17 protein-coding genes are annotated in these 17,259 nt (G+C 63.2%); 13 read left to right on the forward strand and 4 right to left on the reverse strand.

Annotated elements, in window-relative coordinates:
• The first annotated feature begins 23 nt into the window (after window positions 1–23).
• The 6 genes from purN (at window position 24) to nadC (ending at window position 6,898) form a co-directional block, all read left to right on the forward strand.
• On the forward strand, window positions 24–674 hold the full coding sequence (gene purN / locus AC1Z32_RS16985; RefSeq protein WP_483479728.1) for a phosphoribosylglycinamide formyltransferase: 651 nt from the start codon (window positions 24–26) through the stop codon (window positions 672–674).
• Complete coding sequence (locus tag AC1Z32_RS16990; RefSeq protein WP_483479729.1) at window positions 671–1,969, forward strand: RsmB/NOP family class I SAM-dependent RNA methyltransferase; 1,299 nt, start codon at window positions 671–673, stop codon at window positions 1,967–1,969. The genes purN and AC1Z32_RS16990 overlap by 4 nt, the downstream gene beginning before the upstream one ends.
• A 3-nt stretch (window positions 1,970–1,972) precedes the next feature.
• Window positions 1,973–3,337, forward strand: coding sequence for a mechanosensitive ion channel family protein (locus AC1Z32_RS16995; RefSeq protein WP_483479730.1), 1,365 nt, complete (start codon window positions 1,973–1,975; stop codon window positions 3,335–3,337).
• 249 nt (window positions 3,338–3,586) lie between these two features.
• On the forward strand, window positions 3,587–4,783 hold the full coding sequence (locus tag AC1Z32_RS17000; protein WP_483479731.1) for a DesA family fatty acid desaturase: 1,197 nt from the start codon (window positions 3,587–3,589) through the stop codon (window positions 4,781–4,783).
• A gap of 115 nt (window positions 4,784–4,898) precedes the next feature.
• Complete coding sequence (gene nadA / locus AC1Z32_RS17005) at window positions 4,899–6,026, forward strand: quinolinate synthase NadA (protein WP_483479732.1); 1,128 nt, start codon at window positions 4,899–4,901, stop codon at window positions 6,024–6,026.
• On the forward strand, window positions 6,026–6,898 hold the full coding sequence (nadC, locus tag AC1Z32_RS17010; protein WP_483479733.1) for a carboxylating nicotinate-nucleotide diphosphorylase: 873 nt from the start codon (window positions 6,026–6,028) through the stop codon (window positions 6,896–6,898). Before nadA ends, nadC begins: the two co-directional genes overlap by 1 nt.
• Here nadC and nadB read toward each other — a convergent pair.
• The 4 genes from nadB to radC all read right to left on the reverse strand — a co-directional run bounded on the left by nadB (window position 6,895) and on the right by radC (window position 10,098).
• On the reverse strand, window positions 6,895–8,493 hold the full coding sequence (gene nadB, locus AC1Z32_RS17015; protein ID WP_483479734.1) for an L-aspartate oxidase: 1,599 nt from the start codon (window positions 8,491–8,493) through the stop codon (window positions 6,895–6,897). The two genes, nadC and nadB, sit on opposite strands and share 4 nt — an antisense overlap.
• A gap of 187 nt (window positions 8,494–8,680) precedes the next feature.
• Window positions 8,681–8,848 (reverse strand): 50S ribosomal protein L33, encoded by a 168-nt coding sequence (gene rpmG, locus AC1Z32_RS17020; RefSeq protein WP_006478046.1) that lies wholly within the window; start codon window positions 8,846–8,848, stop codon window positions 8,681–8,683.
• An 11-nt stretch (window positions 8,849–8,859) separates the two neighbouring features.
• On the reverse strand, window positions 8,860–9,093 hold the full coding sequence (gene rpmB / locus AC1Z32_RS17025; protein ID WP_008351171.1) for a 50S ribosomal protein L28: 234 nt from the start codon (window positions 9,091–9,093) through the stop codon (window positions 8,860–8,862).
• Window positions 9,094–9,339: 246 nt separating this feature from the next.
• Window positions 9,340–10,098, reverse strand: a complete 759-nt coding sequence (gene radC / locus AC1Z32_RS17030; RefSeq protein WP_483479735.1) for a RadC family protein — start codon at window positions 10,096–10,098, stop codon at window positions 9,340–9,342.
• Between the two features lie 204 nt (window positions 10,099–10,302).
• Here radC and AC1Z32_RS17035 point away from each other — a divergent pair, with 204 nt between their 5' ends.
• The 7 genes from AC1Z32_RS17035 to AC1Z32_RS17065 all read left to right on the forward strand — a co-directional run bounded on the left by AC1Z32_RS17035 (window position 10,303) and on the right by AC1Z32_RS17065 (window position 17,249).
• Window positions 10,303–10,758, forward strand: a complete 456-nt coding sequence (locus AC1Z32_RS17035; RefSeq protein ID WP_483479736.1) for an FKBP-type peptidyl-prolyl cis-trans isomerase — start codon at window positions 10,303–10,305, stop codon at window positions 10,756–10,758.
• A 2-nt stretch (window positions 10,759–10,760) separates the two neighbouring features.
• Window positions 10,761–11,723: a 4-hydroxy-3-methylbut-2-enyl diphosphate reductase gene (gene ispH / locus AC1Z32_RS17040; protein WP_483479737.1), complete on the forward strand. Its 963-nt coding sequence runs from the start codon at window positions 10,761–10,763 to the stop codon at window positions 11,721–11,723.
• A 429-nt stretch (window positions 11,724–12,152) separates the two neighbouring features.
• A complete protein-coding gene (locus tag AC1Z32_RS17045) occupies window positions 12,153–13,373 on the forward strand; it encodes a branched-chain amino acid ABC transporter substrate-binding protein (protein WP_483479738.1) in 1,221 nt (406 codons plus the stop codon).
• A gap of 217 nt (window positions 13,374–13,590) precedes the next feature.
• A complete protein-coding gene (locus AC1Z32_RS17050; RefSeq protein WP_483479739.1) occupies window positions 13,591–14,541 on the forward strand; it encodes a branched-chain amino acid ABC transporter permease in 951 nt (316 codons plus the stop codon).
• A 22-nt stretch (window positions 14,542–14,563) separates the two neighbouring features.
• Window positions 14,564–15,733, forward strand: a complete 1,170-nt coding sequence (locus tag AC1Z32_RS17055; protein WP_062608833.1) for an ABC transporter permease subunit — start codon at window positions 14,564–14,566, stop codon at window positions 15,731–15,733.
• Between the two features lie 16 nt (window positions 15,734–15,749).
• The gene (locus AC1Z32_RS17060; protein WP_483479740.1) at window positions 15,750–16,526 is read left to right on the forward strand and encodes an ABC transporter ATP-binding protein; all 777 of its coding nucleotides are present in this window, start codon (window positions 15,750–15,752) and stop codon (window positions 16,524–16,526) included.
• Window positions 16,527–16,544: 18 nt separating this feature from the next.
• A complete protein-coding gene (locus AC1Z32_RS17065; protein ID WP_008351154.1) occupies window positions 16,545–17,249 on the forward strand; it encodes an ABC transporter ATP-binding protein in 705 nt (234 codons plus the stop codon).
• Window positions 17,250–17,259 lie beyond the last annotated feature (10 nt).

A 17,259-nucleotide genomic window follows, 5' to 3' on the forward strand; every position in this document is an offset into this window, starting at 1 on the left:
CCCGCGAATGATAAAATCCGCGGATGAAAAAAATCGTCATTCTGATCTCCGGACGCGGAAGCAACATGGAGGCCGTCGTGCGTGCGTGCGCGCGCGAAGGCTGGCCGGCCCGCATCTGCGCGGTCATTTCCAACCGGCCCGATGCCGCCGGGCTTGGCTTCGCGCAAGCGAACGGCATCGCAACCGCTGTAGTCGATCATCGTCAGTTCGACGGGCGCGAATCGTTCGATGCCGCGCTCGCGGGTGAAATCGATCGCTTCGAGCCGGATCTCGTCGTGCTGGCGGGCTTCATGCGCGTGCTGACCGACGCCTTCGTCGGGAAATATGCCGGGCGCATGCTGAACATTCATCCGTCGCTGCTGCCGTGTTTTCCGGGCCTGCGCACGCATCAGCAGGCGCTCGACGCCGGCGTGCGCGTGCACGGCGCGAGCGTGCATTTCGTCACGCCCACGCTGGATCACGGGCCGATCGTGGCGCAGGGCGCGGTGCCGGTCATCGCCGGCGACGATGCCGCGGCGCTCGCCGCGCGCGTGCTGAAGGTCGAGCACGTCATTTACCCGCGCGCGGTGCGCTGGTTCATCGAAGGGCGTCTTTCTATCGAAGGGGAGCGCGTCGCGCTCACGCCGTCTGAGCCGCAATGGCTCTTTGCCGACATTGCCGGGGAGGGCGCATGAGGCTGCATGGATTTCTGATCGGACAAACCGAAACATTGCTGGCGGACGTGCTGCGCTTCGCCGGCCCCGCCGATGCCGCGACGAGCCGCTTTTTCCGCGCGCATCCGAAGCTCGGACACAGCGAGCGCGGCGTGATCGCCGAAGCCGTGTTCGCGGTGCTGCGCCGGAAAATGGAGTTTTCGCACCTCGCGGAAAGCGGCAGCGGCAACCAGGCGCGCCGTCTCGCGCTGCTCGGGCTGATGCAGACGGCCGGTCTCACGGCGCTCAAGCCTTTCGTTTCCGCCGACGAGCACCAGTGGCTCGCTCAAGTCTCGAAGATCGATCCGGCGAGCCTGCCCGTGCGCGTGCGCACGAACCTGCCGCAGTGGATCTACGACGCGATGGGCAAGCGTTTCGAGCCCGAGGAGCTCGCGCAACTCGCCGCCGCGCTGAACTATCCTGCGCCGCTCGACCTGCGCGCGAATCCGATCAAGGCGAGCCGCGACGATGTGCTGAAGGCGCTGGCCGCTGCGGGCATCGACGCAGGCGAAATGCCTTTCGCGCCGTTCGGCATCCGCGTGGAAGGCAAGCCGGCGCTGACGCGTCTCGCGCCGTTCCAGGAAGGCTGGATCGAAGTGCAGGACGAGGGCAGCCAGCTGCTCTGCTCGCTCATCGCCCCGCGCCGCGGCGAGATGATCGTCGATTTCTGCGCGGGCGCGGGCGGCAAGACGCTCGCCCTCGGCGCGATGATGCGCTCGACTGGCCGCCTCTACGCGTTCGACGTCTCCGACCGGCGTCTCGCCAAGCTGAAGCCGCGCCTTGCGCGCAGCGGACTGTCGAACGTGAATCCCGTGCTGATCGACAGCGAGCACGACGCGAAGATCAAGCGACTCGCGGGCAAGATCGACCGCGTGCTCGTCGATGCGCCGTGTTCCGGCCTGGGCACGCTGCGCCGCAACCCGGACCTCAAGTGGCGCCAGTCGCCCGCGACGGTCGCCGAACTGACGCCGAAGCAGCTCTCGATCCTCACGAGCGCCGCGCGCCTCGTGAAAACCGGCGGGCGTCTCGTGTACGCGACCTGCTCGATGCTCGAAGCGGAGAACGAAGGCGTCGTGAAGCAGTTCCTCGAGACGCATCCGAACTTCCGCGTCGTGCCCGCGCGCGACGTGCTCGCCGAACAGCGCATCGACCTGGACACGGGCGAATTCCTTTCGCTGTGGCCGCACAAGCACGGCACCGACGGCTTCTTCGCGGCGGTGCTGGAGCGCGTGCCCGACGCAGCGAAAGCGCCCAAAGCGGCTGAAGAATCCGCGTAAGCAATGCAGAACCGCTTCCTGTCCGAACTCTCCGCACGGCTTTTCCGCGATTTCGGCGAGCCGGAGATGATCTGGCAGGTCGCGGTGCTGCTTGGCCTGCTCGTGGTCGCCTGGTGGTGCGCGCGCGTGCTTCGCAAGAAGCTCGATGCGCGCCGCCAGTCGCGCTTCGAAGCGGTGCGCTTCAGCGCGGAAAGCCTCAACAAGGCGCTCTTTCCGCTGCTCGGCACGGTGTTCGTGTCGATCGCGCAGGTGGCGCTGACGCCGTTCATCCACACGTCGTTCCTGCGTCTCGCGCTCGTGCCGCTGTGCGGCATCACCGTGATCTACACGATGCTCTACGTCGCGCGGCGCGTGTTCAGCCGCGGCCAGGCGGAGCACGAGGCGAACGCGCTGCTCTATCTTTTCGAGAAGCTCGTGACGGTGATCGTCTGGGTCGCGATGCTGCTCACCGTGATGGGCATCCAGGACGATGTCGTCCACTGGATGGCGAGCGTGCGCTTCAACTTCGCGAACGCGCACATGACGCTGCTCTCGCTCGCGTCGGGCGTGCTGTGGGTGTGCGTGACGCTGATCGTCGCGATGTGGGCGGGCGCGCTGCTCGACGACCGTCTGATGCGCGCCCGTTCCCTCGATGCGAACCTGAAGGTCGTGCTCGCGCGCGTCGGACGGGCGCTGATGATCCTCGCCGCGATTCTCGTGAGCCTGTCGATCGTCGGCATCGACATCACGGTGCTCGGCGTGTTCGGCGGCGCGCTCGGCGTCGGGCTCGGCTTCGGCTTGCAGAAGATCGCGAGCAATTACGTGTCGGGCTTCATCATCCTGCTCGACCGCTCGCTGCGCTTGGGCGACATGATCAACGTCGCCGGCAGTCAGGGCACCGTCACGCAGATCCGCACGCGCTACACGGTCGTGCGCGGGCTCGATGGAATCGAGACGCTGATTCCGAACGAAAAGCTCATCACCGATGTGGTGCAGAACCATTCGTCGTACCTTACGCGCGGCAATGCCAAGATCGCGGTGCAGGTGAGCTACCGCTGCGACGTCGAACGCGCAATGCAACTGCTCGTCGAGGCGACGCAGGGCGTCGAGCGCGTGCTGCAGGACCCGGCGCCCGCCGCGCTGCTCGCGAGTTTCGGCGCGGACGGCATCAATCTGGAGCTGAGTTTCTGGATCGAGGAAGCCGCAAAGGGCACGGGCGGCGTAAAGTCGCACGTGAATCGCGCGGTCTGGCGGTTATTCTCGGAGCACGGCATTGAAATCCCGTACGCTCAGCGCGAGATAAGGATTATCGATGGCGTCGCCCGAGCGGGCGGCGAATCGGTACTAAATGCCGAAACTCCTGATCGCGGTGCGGCCCCTGCGGCCTGATTGCCCGCGACAGACGCAATCTTTCGCAATCGTTCGATTTGGCAGGGGAATCAACACCATTTCGAGGCGTCAGATTTTCCTCGTTTTGCTACGATTCAAAAAATTTCACCTTTAGGACAACGACTTGGAACGCATGCAGTAGAATGCGATCGAACTTGCGCGCGTTCCTTTCATGCGCACAACACGTCGCCCGAAGTTGGTTTGACCGGCCATTTTTCCCGAATTTCACAGCTACACAGGTAAACCGCCTTGCTGAATTCTTCGCTCGAATTTCTCGCCAACGGATTGCTGGACTTTTCCTGGTGGCAGATTCTGCTGTTCACGCTCGCGATGACTCACGTCACTATCGCCGGCGTCACCATCTATCTGCACCGCTGCCAGGCGCACCGCGCGCTGGACCTGCATCCCGTCGCGAGCCATTTCTTCCGCTTCTGGCTGTGGATGACCACAGGCATGTTGACCGGCCAGTGGGCGGCGATCCACCGCAAGCACCACGCCAAGTGCGAAACCGAGGAAGATCCGCACAGCCCGCAGACGCGCGGCATCTGGAAGGTGCTGCTCGAAGGCGCGGAACTCTATCGCACCGAAGCGAAAAACGAAGAAACCATGCGCAAATTCAGTCACGGCACGCCGAACGACTGGATGGAGCGTAACGTCTACACGCGTTATCCGATTCTCGGCATCAGCGTCATGATGGTGATCGACGTCGCGCTGTTCGGCATCGTCGGTCTGTCGGTGTGGGCCGTGCAGATGATCTGGATTCCGTTCTGGGCGGCGGGCGTTGTCAACGGTCTCGCGCACTGGTGGGGCTACCGCAACTTCAATTCGTCGGATGCATCGACGAACATTTTCCCGCTCGGCATTCTGATCGGCGGCGAGGAGCTGCATAACAATCACCACACGTTCGCGACTTCCGCGAAGCTGTCGAGCAAGTGGTACGAGTTCGATATCGGCTGGATGTATATCCGCATGATGTCGATGGTCGGCCTCGCGAAAGTGAAGAAGGTCGCGCCGACGCCGAAGCTCGCCGCGAGCAAGGCCGTTGTGGATCAGGACACGCTGCAGGCCGTGCTGTCGAACCGCTACGAAGTGATGGCGCGTTACGGCAAGGCGCTCAAGCGCGCCTACGCGCAGGAACTGGCAAAGCTGAAGGAAGCCGGCGCGCGCGAAAAGTATCAGTTGATGCGCGGCGCGCGAAAGTGGTTCCACAAGGAAGAGGACGGCCTGAACGAGCCGCAACTCAAGCAGCTGCCGGAACTCACTTCGGACAACCAGAAACTGCGCACCTTCATCGAACTGCGCAAGGACCTGTCTTCGATGTGGGATCGCTCCAACGCGTCGCGCGAGCAACTGGTCACGCAATTGCAGGACTGGTGCCATCGCGCGGAACAGAGCGGCATCAAGGCTCTGCAGGATTTCGCTTTGCGCCTGCGCCGCTACGCCTGACGCGCGATATCCGTTAAAATTTAAGGACGTCACAAGACCCCGCTCTGGCGGGGTCTTTGTTTTTGGCGGCTGAATTTTCGCGTCACGTTGTTGGCATGGAGCAGGGGACAGGGACATGGAAGCGATTAGGAGCGTCGAGTACGACCGGCCGCAAGGCCTCACGTGTGGAGTGGGCGAGGCGTGGGCGCGGGTGCCGAGCGCGCCGTCGCCGGAAGAGAAGCGCGAGCTGAAGGAGCGCATTCGCGCGCTTCTGAAGCGGGAAGAGGCGGTATTGGTCGCGCATTATTATGTCGATGCCGAACTCCAGGAGCTCGCCGACGAAACCGGCGGCTGCGTCGCCGATTCGCTCGAAATGGCGCGCTTCGGCCGCGATCATGCGGCGAAGACGCTGGTGGTGGCGGGCGTGCGCTTCATGGGCGAGACGGCCAGGATCCTGAGCCCGGACAAGCGCGTGCTGATGCCCGATCTCGACGCGACGTGCTCGCTCGACCTCGGTTGCCCCGCCGACGAGTTCTCCGCGTTCTGCGACGCGCATCCGGACCGCACGGTCGTCGTGTATGCGAATACGAGCGCGGCCGTGAAGGCGCGCGCGGACTGGATGGTCACATCGTCGATCGGTCTGGAGATCGTCGCCGATCTCCACGCGCGTGGCGAAAAGATTCTGTGGGCGCCGGACCGGCACCTCGGCAACTACATTCAGAAAAAGACAGGCGCGGACATGCTGCTGTGGCAGGGCTCGTGTCTCGTCCACGACGAATTCAAGGGCATCGAACTCGATCTGCTGCGCAATGAGTATCCCGATGCGAAGATTCTCGTGCATCCGGAATCGCCGGAGGGCGTCGTCGCGCTCGCGGATGTCGTCGGCTCGACCACGCAGCTCATCGATGCCGCCGTGCGTATGGACGCGAAGCGCTTCATCGTCGCGACGGATCTCGGCATTCTGCACAAGATGCGGCTCGCCGCGCCCGGCAAGACCTTCATCGAAGCGCCGACCGCCGGCAACAGCGCGACCTGCAAGAGCTGCGCGCATTGCCCGTGGATGGCGATGAACGGCCTCGCCAATCTCGCCGACGTGCTGGAGCGCGGTCACAACGAGATCCACGTGGATCCGGCCATCGGGCTGCGTGCACGCGTGCCGATCGACCGCATGCTCGACTTCGCCGCGCGCCACAAGAAGCGCGTGCAGACGAGCGGCGATCTTGCCAAGGACAGCGTGCTGTTCACGAACGTGGGAGCCGCGTGATGGCTGTCTCGTCCATTTTCGAAGAAGTCCGCGCCCAATACGGCGAAGCGTTCGACGTAGCGCTCGCGCGCAATGTCGTCGATGCCCTCGATGAAGACGTCGGCAGCGGCGACGTCACCGGCCGTCTCGTGCCCGCGGATTCGCGGCGCACGGCGCGCATCATCGTGCGCGAGGAAGCGGTGCTGTGCGGCGTGCCGTGGTTCGAGGAGGTGATGCGCCGCGTCGATCCGACGATCGAAGTCGAATGGCAATACCGCGAGGGGGAGCGCATGGCGGCGAATTCGCCCGTCGTGCTGCTGCACGGGCCGTCGCGCTCGCTGCTCACCGCGGAGCGCAACGGTTTGAACTTCCTGCAGCTGCTTTCGGGTGTCGCAACGGCGACGCGCCGCTATGTCGATGCAATCGAAGGCACGCGCGCGTGCATCCTCGATACGCGCAAGACGCTGCCGGGCTTGCGGCTCGCGCAGAAGTACGCAGTGCGGGTGGGCGGCGGCGCGAACCAGCGTCTCGCGCTCTACGACGGCATTCTGATCAAGGAAAACCACATCGCGGCGGCGGGTGGTGTAGGCGCGGCAATGAACGCGGCGCTCGCCCTGAATGCCGGCGTGCCGATTCAGATCGAAGTGGAAACGCTGGAGCAGCTCGAAACGGCGCTGGCACATTGCGCGGAATCGATCCTGCTCGACAACTTCACGCCCGACATGATGCGCGACGCGGTGCGCATCACGGCGGGGCGTGCGTTGCTCGAAGTGTCCGGCGGCGTGAATTTCGATACGGTTCGCGCTATCGCGGAAACCGGCGTAGACCGCATTTCCATCGGCGCGCTCACGAAGGACGTGCGCGCGACCGACTTCTCGATGCGTATTCTTTAAAGGCTCGTGCGGCGCGCGGCCGGCGGCATCAGCACCGTCGGCAACGCCTTCGGCAAGGTCTCGGGCCAGTCGCGGCTGTAGTGCAGGCCGCGGCTCTCGCGCCGCGAGCACGCGCTTTCCACGATCAGCGACGCCACATCCACAAGATTGCGCAATTCCAGCAGGTCGCGGCTCACCTTGAAGTTCGCGTAGTACTCGTGGATCTCGTCGCGCAGGAGCGCGAGCCGATGCTGCGCGCGCGCCAGGCGCTTGTCCGTGCGCACGATGCCCACGTAATTCCACATCAGACGACGCAGCTCGTCCCAGTTGTGCGCGACGACCACTTCCTCATCCGGATCGGACACGCGGCTCTCGTCCCAGTCGGGCAATTCAGCGTGACAGCCGTTCGAGAACCCGTCCGCTTCGATCGCCTGCGCCGCTGCGCGGCCGATCACGAGGCATTCGAGCAGCGAGTTGCTCGCGAGCCGGTTCGCGCCATGCAGGCCGGTGTACGAGGTTTCGCCGACCGCATACAGTCCCGGTCGATCCGTGCGCCCTGCGAGATCCGTGACGACGCCGCCGCACGTGTAATGCGCGGCCGGCACGACCGGAATCGGCTCCTTCGCGATATCGATGCCGAATTCGCGGCAGCGCGCGAGGATCGTCGGAAAGTGCTCTTCGAGAAACGCGCGCGGCTGATGGCTGATGTCGAGATACACGCAATCGATGCCGCGCTTCTTGATTTCGAAGTCGATCGCGCGCGCGACGATATCGCGCGGCGCGAGTTCGGCGCGCTCGTCGTGCGCGGGCATGAAGCGCGTGCCGTCCGGCAGGCGCAGAATGCCGCCTTCGCCGCGCACCGCTTCGGAAATGAGGAACGACTTCGCGTAGGGGTGAAACAGGCACGTCGGATGAAACTGGATGAACTCCATGTTCGCGACGCGGCAGCCCGCGCGCCACGCCATCGCGATGCCGTCGCCGGTCGCGGTGTCGGGATTCGTTGTGTAGAGATAGACCTTGCCCGCGCCCCCCGTTGCGAGCACGGTGTGCGGCGCCTGGATCGTCACGGTGCGGCCCGAGTTGAGATCGAGCGCGTAAAGCCCGTGACAGCGGTGTCCCGGCAGCCCGAGGCGATCGGACGTGATCAGGTCGATCGCGTAATGATCTTCGAGAACGGTGATGTTCGGATGGTTGCGTACGCGCTCGCTCAAGGTCGTGACGACCGCGTGACCGGTGGCGTCGGCTGCGTGAATGATCCGGCGGTGACTATGGCCGCCTTCGCGCGTCAGATGGAAGCCGAGCTCGGCGGAGACATCGCGCGTGAAGGGCACACCTTCGTCGATGAGCCATTCGATAGCCGCGCGCCCGTTCTCGACGATGAAGCGCGTCGCCGCTTCGTCGCACAGGCCGCCGCCCGCGACGAGCGTATCGTCGACGTGGTTGTCGACGCTGTCGGCCGAGTCCAGCACGGCCGCGATGCCGCCTTGCGCCCAGTCGCTTGCGCCCACGCTCGCCGCGCGCTTCGCCAGAATCGCGACACGCCGCGTTTCGGCCAGATTCAGCGCAACGCTCAAGCCTGCGAGGCCGCTTCCCACGATCGCTACATCGAAATTCATGCTGCCGGTTCTCCGTGCGTATTCTCTTCGATAGCCGGCAAGCATACCCCGCATGAACCCTGTGTGACAGCGAAAACAGCCGTACGGTCGTGTGTAAATCGCGTGAAATCCGGAGCCGAAAAACAAAAAGCCCCGCGGTGTGCGGGGCTTTTTGCTGTCTTCGTCAGGCTACTCAATATCAAGCGGCTTACTTGATCTTGGTTTCCTTGTACTCAACGTGCTTGCGGACGACGGGATCGAACTTCTTGATCGCCATCTTTTCCGGCATGTTGCGCTTGTTCTTGGTCGTCGTGTAGAAGTGACCCGTGCCTGCGGTCGATTCCAGCTTGATCTTGTCGCGTGCGCCCTTGGCCATGTGCGTGCTCCTTAGATTTCACCGCGTGCGCGCAAGTCTGCGAGCACGGCGTCAATACCGTTCTTGTCGATCAGGCGCAGGCCGGCGTTCGAGACGCGCAGACGCACCCAGCGATTTTCACTTTCAACGAAGAAACGGCGGTTCTGCAGGTTCGGCAGGAAACGACGCTTGGTCTTGTTGTTTGCGTGGGAAACGTTGTTGCCCGACATCGGGCCTTTCCCAGTTACTTGGCATACGCGTGCCATGAGGACACTCCTAAATACACGTTAAGTCCGAGTCGAACGCTCAAATGAAAGCACTCGCTTCCAGTTCGATGCCTCTTATCGCCCAATTTGCCGATCGGGGACTTGGCAGCACGGTTATGCCAATGAGGACTGCGCTCAGCTCACCATTTCTGGCGAACCTACTCAGAGCAGGTGGGTTGAGAAAAGCAAACGCGGATTGTAGCAGGAAAAACGCTGCAATATCAAACCCTTTATGGCTCGGCGATATCACAGCCAGCCCTGACGCGCAAACGAAAATACGTCGTTCGCCGCGACGACGACATGATCGAGCAGCCGCACGTCGATGAGCGTGAGCGCGTCCTGGAGCGTTTTGGTCAGCCGCCGGTCGTTGGCGCTCGGCTCGACGCCGCCGGACGGATGATTATGCGCGACGATCAGCCCCGCCGCGTTGAGCGTGAGCGCGCGCCGCACGATTTCGCGCGGATACACGGCCACGCGCGTCAGCGAGCCGCGCGCGGACTCCTCGGCGAGCAGCAGCTGATGACGCGCGTCCAGATACAGGCAGACGAACACTTCGTAGGGCCGCGTGCCGATCAGAAGCCGCAAATAATCCTCGACCGCGCCCGGCGCGTTCATCAGTTCGCGATCGCGCGCCTTTTCCGCGAGCGCGCGCCGGCACAGTTCCGACACGGCGAGCAGCGTCGCCGCCCGCGCGGGCCCAATGCCGCGCTGCTCGCGCAACTCCAGCTCCGATGCATCGAGCACGCCGCGCAGCGAGCCGAAACGCCGCAACAACTGGCGCGCGACATCGATCGCGTTCACACCCGAGACGCCGGTGCGCAGGAACAAAGCGAACAACTCCGCGTCCGATAGCGTTGCGGGGCCCGCATCCAGGAGGCGCTCGCGCGGGCGCTCGGCGCGCGCCCATTTACGGATGGGCAGCCTGGGGGCCGGTTCGGGCGCATCGATTGCATCGATCGCGTCGGGCACGCTGGCCGGCTGCACGAGCCGCAGATCGGCGCTCATTTCAGCCTCCCGGGACGTCTTGTCGCGCGCGCGGGCGCACACGGGACTGAGCCGCGCGACGCGTCCCGACACAACTCTGTCTTACAATAGCGGTTTTGGCGTCCGGTTCGCACCGGCGCCGCGCGGTTCGCTGCCTCGCGCCGAAGAGCCGCCCCATGCGGGGCCCGCGCCCCGCCTTCAAATGAACGGCCACATCCAATACTCATGAGCATCATCGATATCTCCGAGGTGAAACCCGGTTCGCACGTCACGCTTCATTACCGGCTCGCACTGGCCGATGGTGCTGACGTCGTCAACACGTTCACCGACAAGCCCGCGACCCTCCTGCTCGGCGCAGGCCAGCTCGCGCCGCCGTTGGAAGAGATTCTGCTGGGCCTGAAGGTCGGCCACCATTCGACCTTTCAGCTAACGCCGGATCAGGCGTTCGGGCCGCGCAATCCGGAGCTCGTCCAGTGGGTGTCGCTCGCGACGCTGCGCGAAAACAGCATGATCGGCGAGGATTTTTCTCCCGGCGATCTCGTCGAATTCAACGCGCCGAACGGCGGCCGCTATGCGGGCGTGCTGAAGGAAGTCGGCGAAACCGCGGCGCTGTTCGACTTCAACCACCCGCTCGCGGGCCAGGCGCTCGTCTTCGAAGTGAAAATCATCGGAATTCTGTAACCATGATTGAAAGCCTCAACGAAGTTCAGACCGACGTCGAAATCCTGCTCGCGCAGCCGCGCGGCTTTTGCGCCGGCGTCGATCGCGCGATCGAAATCGTCGAGCGCGCGATCAAGCTCTTCGGCGCGCCTATCTATGTGCGTCACGAGATCGTCCATAACGCCTATGTCGTTGCGGATCTGCGCAAGAAGGGCGCGATCTTCATTGAAGAGCTGGCCGACGTGCCCGAAGGCGCCACGCTGATCTTCAGCGCGCACGGCGTTTCGAAGGCGGTGCGCGGCGAAGCGGAAGCGCGCGGCCTGCGCGTGTTCGACGCGACCTGCCCGCTCGTGACCAAGGTGCATATCGAAGTGGCGAAGATGCGCCAGGAAGGCTTCGACATCGTGATGATCGGCCACAAGGGTCACCCGGAAGTCGAAGGCACGATGGGCCAGTCGGGCGAGGGCATGCATCTCGTCGAGGATATCGACGATGTGCTGAAGCTCGACCTGCACGATCCTGAGCGTATCGCGTACGTCACGCAGACCACGCTTTCGGTCGACGACGCCTCCGCGATCATCGATGCGCTGAAGGCGAAGTATCCGCAGATCAAGGAGCCGAAGAAGCAGGACATCTGCTACGCGACGCAAAACCGCCAGGACGCGGTGAAATTCCTCGCGCCGCAGTGCGATGTCGTGATCGTCGTCGGCAGCCCGAACAGTTCGAACTCGAGCCGCCTGCGCGAAGTGGCCGAGAAGCGCGGCATCCCTTCATATATGGTGGACTCGCCGACGCAGATCGACCCGGCGTGGGTGGAAGGCAAGAAGCGCATCGGGGTGACGGCGGGCGCATCGGCGCCGGAAGTGCTGGCGCAGGCCGTCATCGGGCGTTTGCGCGAGCTCGGCGTGCGCAACGTGCGTTCGCTCGAAGGCATCGAGGAGACGATCTCCTTTCCGCTGCCGCGCGGGCTGTCGCTGCCGCAGTAAGTTAGTCGGACTCCTCGAAAAAGCGCCTCCGGGCGCTTTTTTTTCGCCCGGCGACAAGACCTCGCGGCACTCAATGGAACCCTCGCGCGCGAGACGAAACCAAGCGTGAGCACCGTCTTGGGGCGCGTACCGGATTGAGTATTTTCTTCTAAAAATCTTAAGGGTTTCCCCGTAATTCCGATAAGCAAACGTAACCCTTCAAACCCGGACGATTAGACCTGTTTCCGTTATGGTGCAACTACTGCACAAAATCGAATCGCAACCCGGTTGCGCTTTAGCGGGAAAATCGTCGGAAAATGGTGGTTGCAATGCTGGAAAACCCCGCCACGCAAGAATATTGCTCGTCTCATATTTAGCGTTACAATTCGCGCGTCTTGAGGCCAGAAGGGTTCACGACGACAGTTTTTAGGGGCGCAGGAGACCTATTTGATGCGATTCAAGTTTGCTCACGCCGTGTCAATCGCGGCTGCGGTTGCAATGACGACCGCATGCGGCAAGAAGGACGAAAGCGGGGCGAGCACGGCAGCGTCGGCGGCGAGTTCCGCGGCCGCGCCGGCCGCGTCCGCGCCTGCGCCGTCGAGTGAGGCAACTGTCGTGAAGATCGGTCATGTGGCGCCGCTGACGGGCCTGCAGGCTCACCTCGGCCAGGACAATGAAAACGGCGCGCGTCTCGCGCTGGAGGAGATCAGCGCGCAAGGTCTGACGATCGACGGGCGCTCCATTCGGCTCCAGCTCGACAGCCAGGACGACGCGGCCGATCCGCGCGTCGGCACGGAGGCTGCGCAGAAGCTCGTCGACGACCATGTGGTCGCGGTGATCGGCCACCTGAATTCGGGCGTGTCGATTCCGGCGTCGAAGATCTACAGCGATGCGGGCATCGCGCAGATTTCGCCCTCGACGACGAACCCGGAGTATACGAAGCAAGGTTACAAGACGACGTTCCGCGTCGTGGCCACCGACGCGCTGCAAGGCCCCGTGCTGGCGAGCTACGCGATGAAGACGCTGCATGCGAAGAAGGTCGTCGTGGTGGACGACGCCACCGCCTACGGCCGGGGATTGGCCGATGAATTCGTCAAGACCGTGCAGGCCGGCGGCGTGAAGGTCGCGGGCCGCGAGCAGACCACGGAGAAGGCTCGCAATTTCAAGGCGATCCTGACGAAGATCAAGCGCATTCAGCCGGATGTCGTGATGTACGGCGGCATGGACGTGACGGGCGGCCCGTTTGCGAAGGAAGCGGCGGCGCTCGGCATCAAGTCGAAAATTCTCGCGGGCGACGGTGTCTGCACGGAAAAGCTGGCCGAGCTCGCGGGCGACGCGGTGCAGAACATCGTTTGCTCGGAGGCGGGACTCGCGCTTTCGAAGATGGACAAGGGAGCCGACTTCGAAAAGAAGTACGAAGCACGCTTTCATCAGCCGGTGCAGATTTACGCGCCCTTCACGTATGACGCGATGTACGTGATCGTCGATGCAATGAAGCGCGCGAACTCCATCGAAGCGCCCAAGGTGCTCGCTGCGATCGCCACGACCGATTTCAACGGTCTGACGGGGCATATCGCGTTCGACGACAAGGGCGACCTGAAGGCGGGGACGATTACGCTTTACGACTTCAAGGACAAGAAGAAGGACGTGCTCGACGTCGTCAAGCAGTAAGTAGCAGCAAGCCAGCGGCGCTAAACCGACAGCGCCGTTTTCGTATCCGTCCGTGAAACGCTCGCGGCCTCATCCGGCGGCGAGCGGACGATCGGACGATTGACCCTTACCGGTTTTTTAAAAAGTACGCGCAGTGCCGCTTCAGATTTCGCTTCCCACCGGTTTATCGGCCGGTGATAAAAGCGTTATCGAATCGCACGGGGCTAAGGAGCTTTAAATGGATATTTTCATCCAGCAGATCCTCAACGGTCTGGTGCTTGGCAGCGTCTACGCCATCATCGCACTAGGCTATACGATGGTGTACGGCATTCTCGGCATCATCAACTTCGCGCACGGTGACGTGCTGATGGTCGGCGCGATGGTTGCGCTTTCCGCCATCGGCGTCATGCAAAATCACGCGCCCGGTTTGCCCGGGCCGATCATGTTGACGATCGCGCTCATCGTTGCCGCAATCGTCTGCGCGATCGTCGGCTACACGATCGAAAAAGTCGCGTACCGGCCGCTGCGCAAGGCGCCGCGTCTCGCCCCGCTGATCACCGCAATCGGTGTGTCCATTCTGCTTCAGACCATCGCGATGATGATCTGGGGCCGCAATCCTCTCGCGTTCCCGCAGCTTCTGCCGACCGATCCGATCAACGTGATCGCCGCCGACGAAACCCGTCCGGGCGCGGTTATTTCGATGACCGAAATCGTGATCATCGTCGTTGCGTTCATCGTGATGGCGGGCCTGCTGCTCCTCGTGCACAAGACCAAGCTCGGCCGAGCGATGCGCGCGATCGCCGAGAATCCGGCTAACGCCTCGCTCATGGGCGTGAACCCGAACTTCGTGATTTCCGCGACCTTCATGATCGGCTCGGCGCTGGCGGCGCTGGCGGGCGTGATGATCGCATCGGAATACGGCAACGCGCACTTCTACATGGGCTTCATTCCCGGCCTGAAGGCGTTCACGGCGGCGGTGCTCGGCGGTATCGGCAACCTCGGCGGCGCGATGGTCGGCGGCGTGCTGCTCGGTCTCATCGAACAGTTGGGCGCCGGTTACATCGGCAACCTGACGGGCGGCGTCTTCGGTTCCAACTACCAGGACGTGTTTGCCTTCATCGTGCTGATCATCGTGCTCGTGTTCCGTCCGTCGGGTCTGCTCGGCGAACGTGTCGCGGACCGCGCTTAAAGACTGAGAGGAGCTCATAAAAATGACTTCGATTCAACCGATTGAGCCGTCCACGACGCTCATCCCCGAGAAGAACATGACGAAAACGCTCGTCGTGGGCATTCTCACCGCCGTGTTCGTCATTGCCGCGCCGATGGTCATCGGCGCCGCGGGCGGCAACTACTGGGTCCGCGTGCTCGACTTCGCGATGCTCTACGTGATGCTCGCGCTCGGCCTCAACGTGGTGGTCGGCTTCGCCGGCCTGCTCGATTTGGGCTACATCGCGTTCTACGCGGTCGGCGCTTATACGGCCGCGCTGCTGTCGTCGCCGCAGCTCTCGACGCAGTTCGAATGGATCGCGGCGCTCGCGCCGACCGGACTTCACTTCCCGTTCTTCATCATCGTGCCGATCGCGATGGCGCTCGCGGCGACCTTCGGCGTGCTGCTCGGCGCACCGACGCTGCGTCTGCGCGGCGACTATCTCGCGATCGTGACGTTGGGCTTCGGGGAAATCGTCCGGATCTTCATGAACAACCTCGATCGTCCGATCAACATCACGAACGGTCCGAAGGGCATCACGGGTATCTCTCCGGTGCACGTCGGCGACTTCAGCCTCGCGCAGACGCACGAGTTCCTGGGCTTCAAGTTCCCGTCCGTGTACCTGTACTACTACCTGTTCGTACTGTGCGCGCTGTTCGTGATCTGGGTCTGTACGCGTTTGCAGCATTCGCGTATCGGCCGTGCATGGGCCGCCATTCGTGAAGACGAAATCGCCGCGAAGGCCATGGGCATCAACACCCGTAACGTGAAGCTGCTCGCGTTCGCGATGGGCGCATCGTTCGGCGGTCTGTCGGGCGCGATGTTCGGCGCGTTCCAGGGCTTCGTGTCGCCGGAATCGTTCACGTTCTGGGAATCGATCGTCGTGCTGGCGTGCGTGGTGCTCGGCGGCATGGGCCATATCCCTGGCGTGATTCTCGGCGCGGTGCTGCTCGCCGTGTTCCCCGAGTTCCTGCGTTCGACGATGGGTCCGCTGCAGCACGCCATTTTCGGCCATCAGATCGTGGATACCGAAGTCATCCGTCAGTTGCTGTATGGCCTGGCGATGGTGCTGATCATGCTGTATCGCTCGGAAGGTCTGTGGCCTGCCGCGAAACACGAAGACAAGATCGCGAAGATCGCAAAGCGCAGCGGCAAGAAGCCGGTGCGCGCATAAGGCGGAGATTCAGAACATGAGCGATAAACAAACACGACTTTCCGTCAAGGGTGTCAACAAGCGCTTCGGCGGCTTGCAGGCATTGTCGGATGTGGGCCTTCAGATCGAAGAAGGCACGATCTACGGTCTGATCGGCCCGAACGGCGCGGGCAAGACGACGTTCTTCAACGTGATCACCGGCCTCTACACGCCGGATTCGGGCGAGTTCAAGCTCGACGGTCAGGCGTACACGCCGACGGCCGTGTATCAGGTGGCGAAGGCGGGCATCGCGCGCACGTTCCAGAACATTCGCCTCTTCGGCGGCATGACCGCGCTCGAAAACGTGATGGTCGGCCGTCATGTGCGCACGAAGCACGGACTGCTGGGCGCGGTGTTCCAGACGCCGGCCGAGCGCCGTGAAGAGCGCGAGATCAAGGAACGCGCGCTCGAACTGCTCGAGTACGTCGGCGTGCTGCAATACGCGGACTACACGTCGCGCAATCTGTCGTACGGCCACCAGCGTCGTCTGGAAATCGCGCGCGCATTGGCGACCGATCCGAAGCTGCTCGCGCTCGACGAACCGGCCGCCGGCATGAACGCGACGGAGAAGGTCGAGCTCACGCGTCTGCTCGACAAGATCCGCGCGGACGGCAAGACGATTCTCCTGATCGAACACGACGTGAAACTCGTGATGGGATTGTGCAACCGCATGACGGTGCTCGATTACGGCAAGGTGATCGCCGAAGGTCTGCCGCAGGACGTGCAGAAGGACCCGAAGGTGATCGAGGCATATCTGGGTGCGGGGGTGCACTAAATGGCGACCACAAGCGCAATGTTGAAGGTCAAGGGTCTGCAGGTGAACTACGGCGGCATCCAGGCGGTGAAGGGTGTCGATCTGGAAGTCGGGCAGGGCGAACTCGTTACGCTGATCGGCGCGAACGGCGCGGGCAAGACCACGACGATGAAGGCGATCACCGGTCTCAAGCCCTATTCGGGCGGCGATATCGAGTACATGGGCCAGTCGATCAAGGGCGTGCCGACGCACGAGCTGCTCAAGCGCGGCCTCGCGATGGTGCCGGAAGGCCGTGGCATCTTTGCGCGCATGTCGATTCTCGAGAACATGCAGATGGGCGCGTATCTGCGCAACGATTCGGACGGCATTCAGAAGGATACCGAGCGCATGTTCGGCTTCTTCCCGCGCCTGAAGGAACGTGCGTCGCAGTATGCGGGCACGCTGTCGGGTGGTGAGCAGCAGATGCTCGCGATGGCGCGCGCGCTGCTTTCGCGTCCGAAGCTCTTGCTGCTCGACGAGCCGTCGATGGGTCTCTCGCCGATCATGGTCGAGAAGATCTTCGAGGTGGTTCGTGAAATCTCGAAGGAGGGCCTGACGGTGTTGCTGGTCGAGCAGAACGCGCGTCTCGCGTTGCAGGCAGCGAATCGCGGCTACGTGATGGATTCGGGCACGGTCACGATGTCCGGCGACGCGAAGGTCATGCTGGATGATCCGAAGGTTCGCGCAGCCTATCTCGGCGAGTAAGTTCGCGGGT

The organism is Caballeronia sp. 11_S32, from assembly GCF_056930355.1.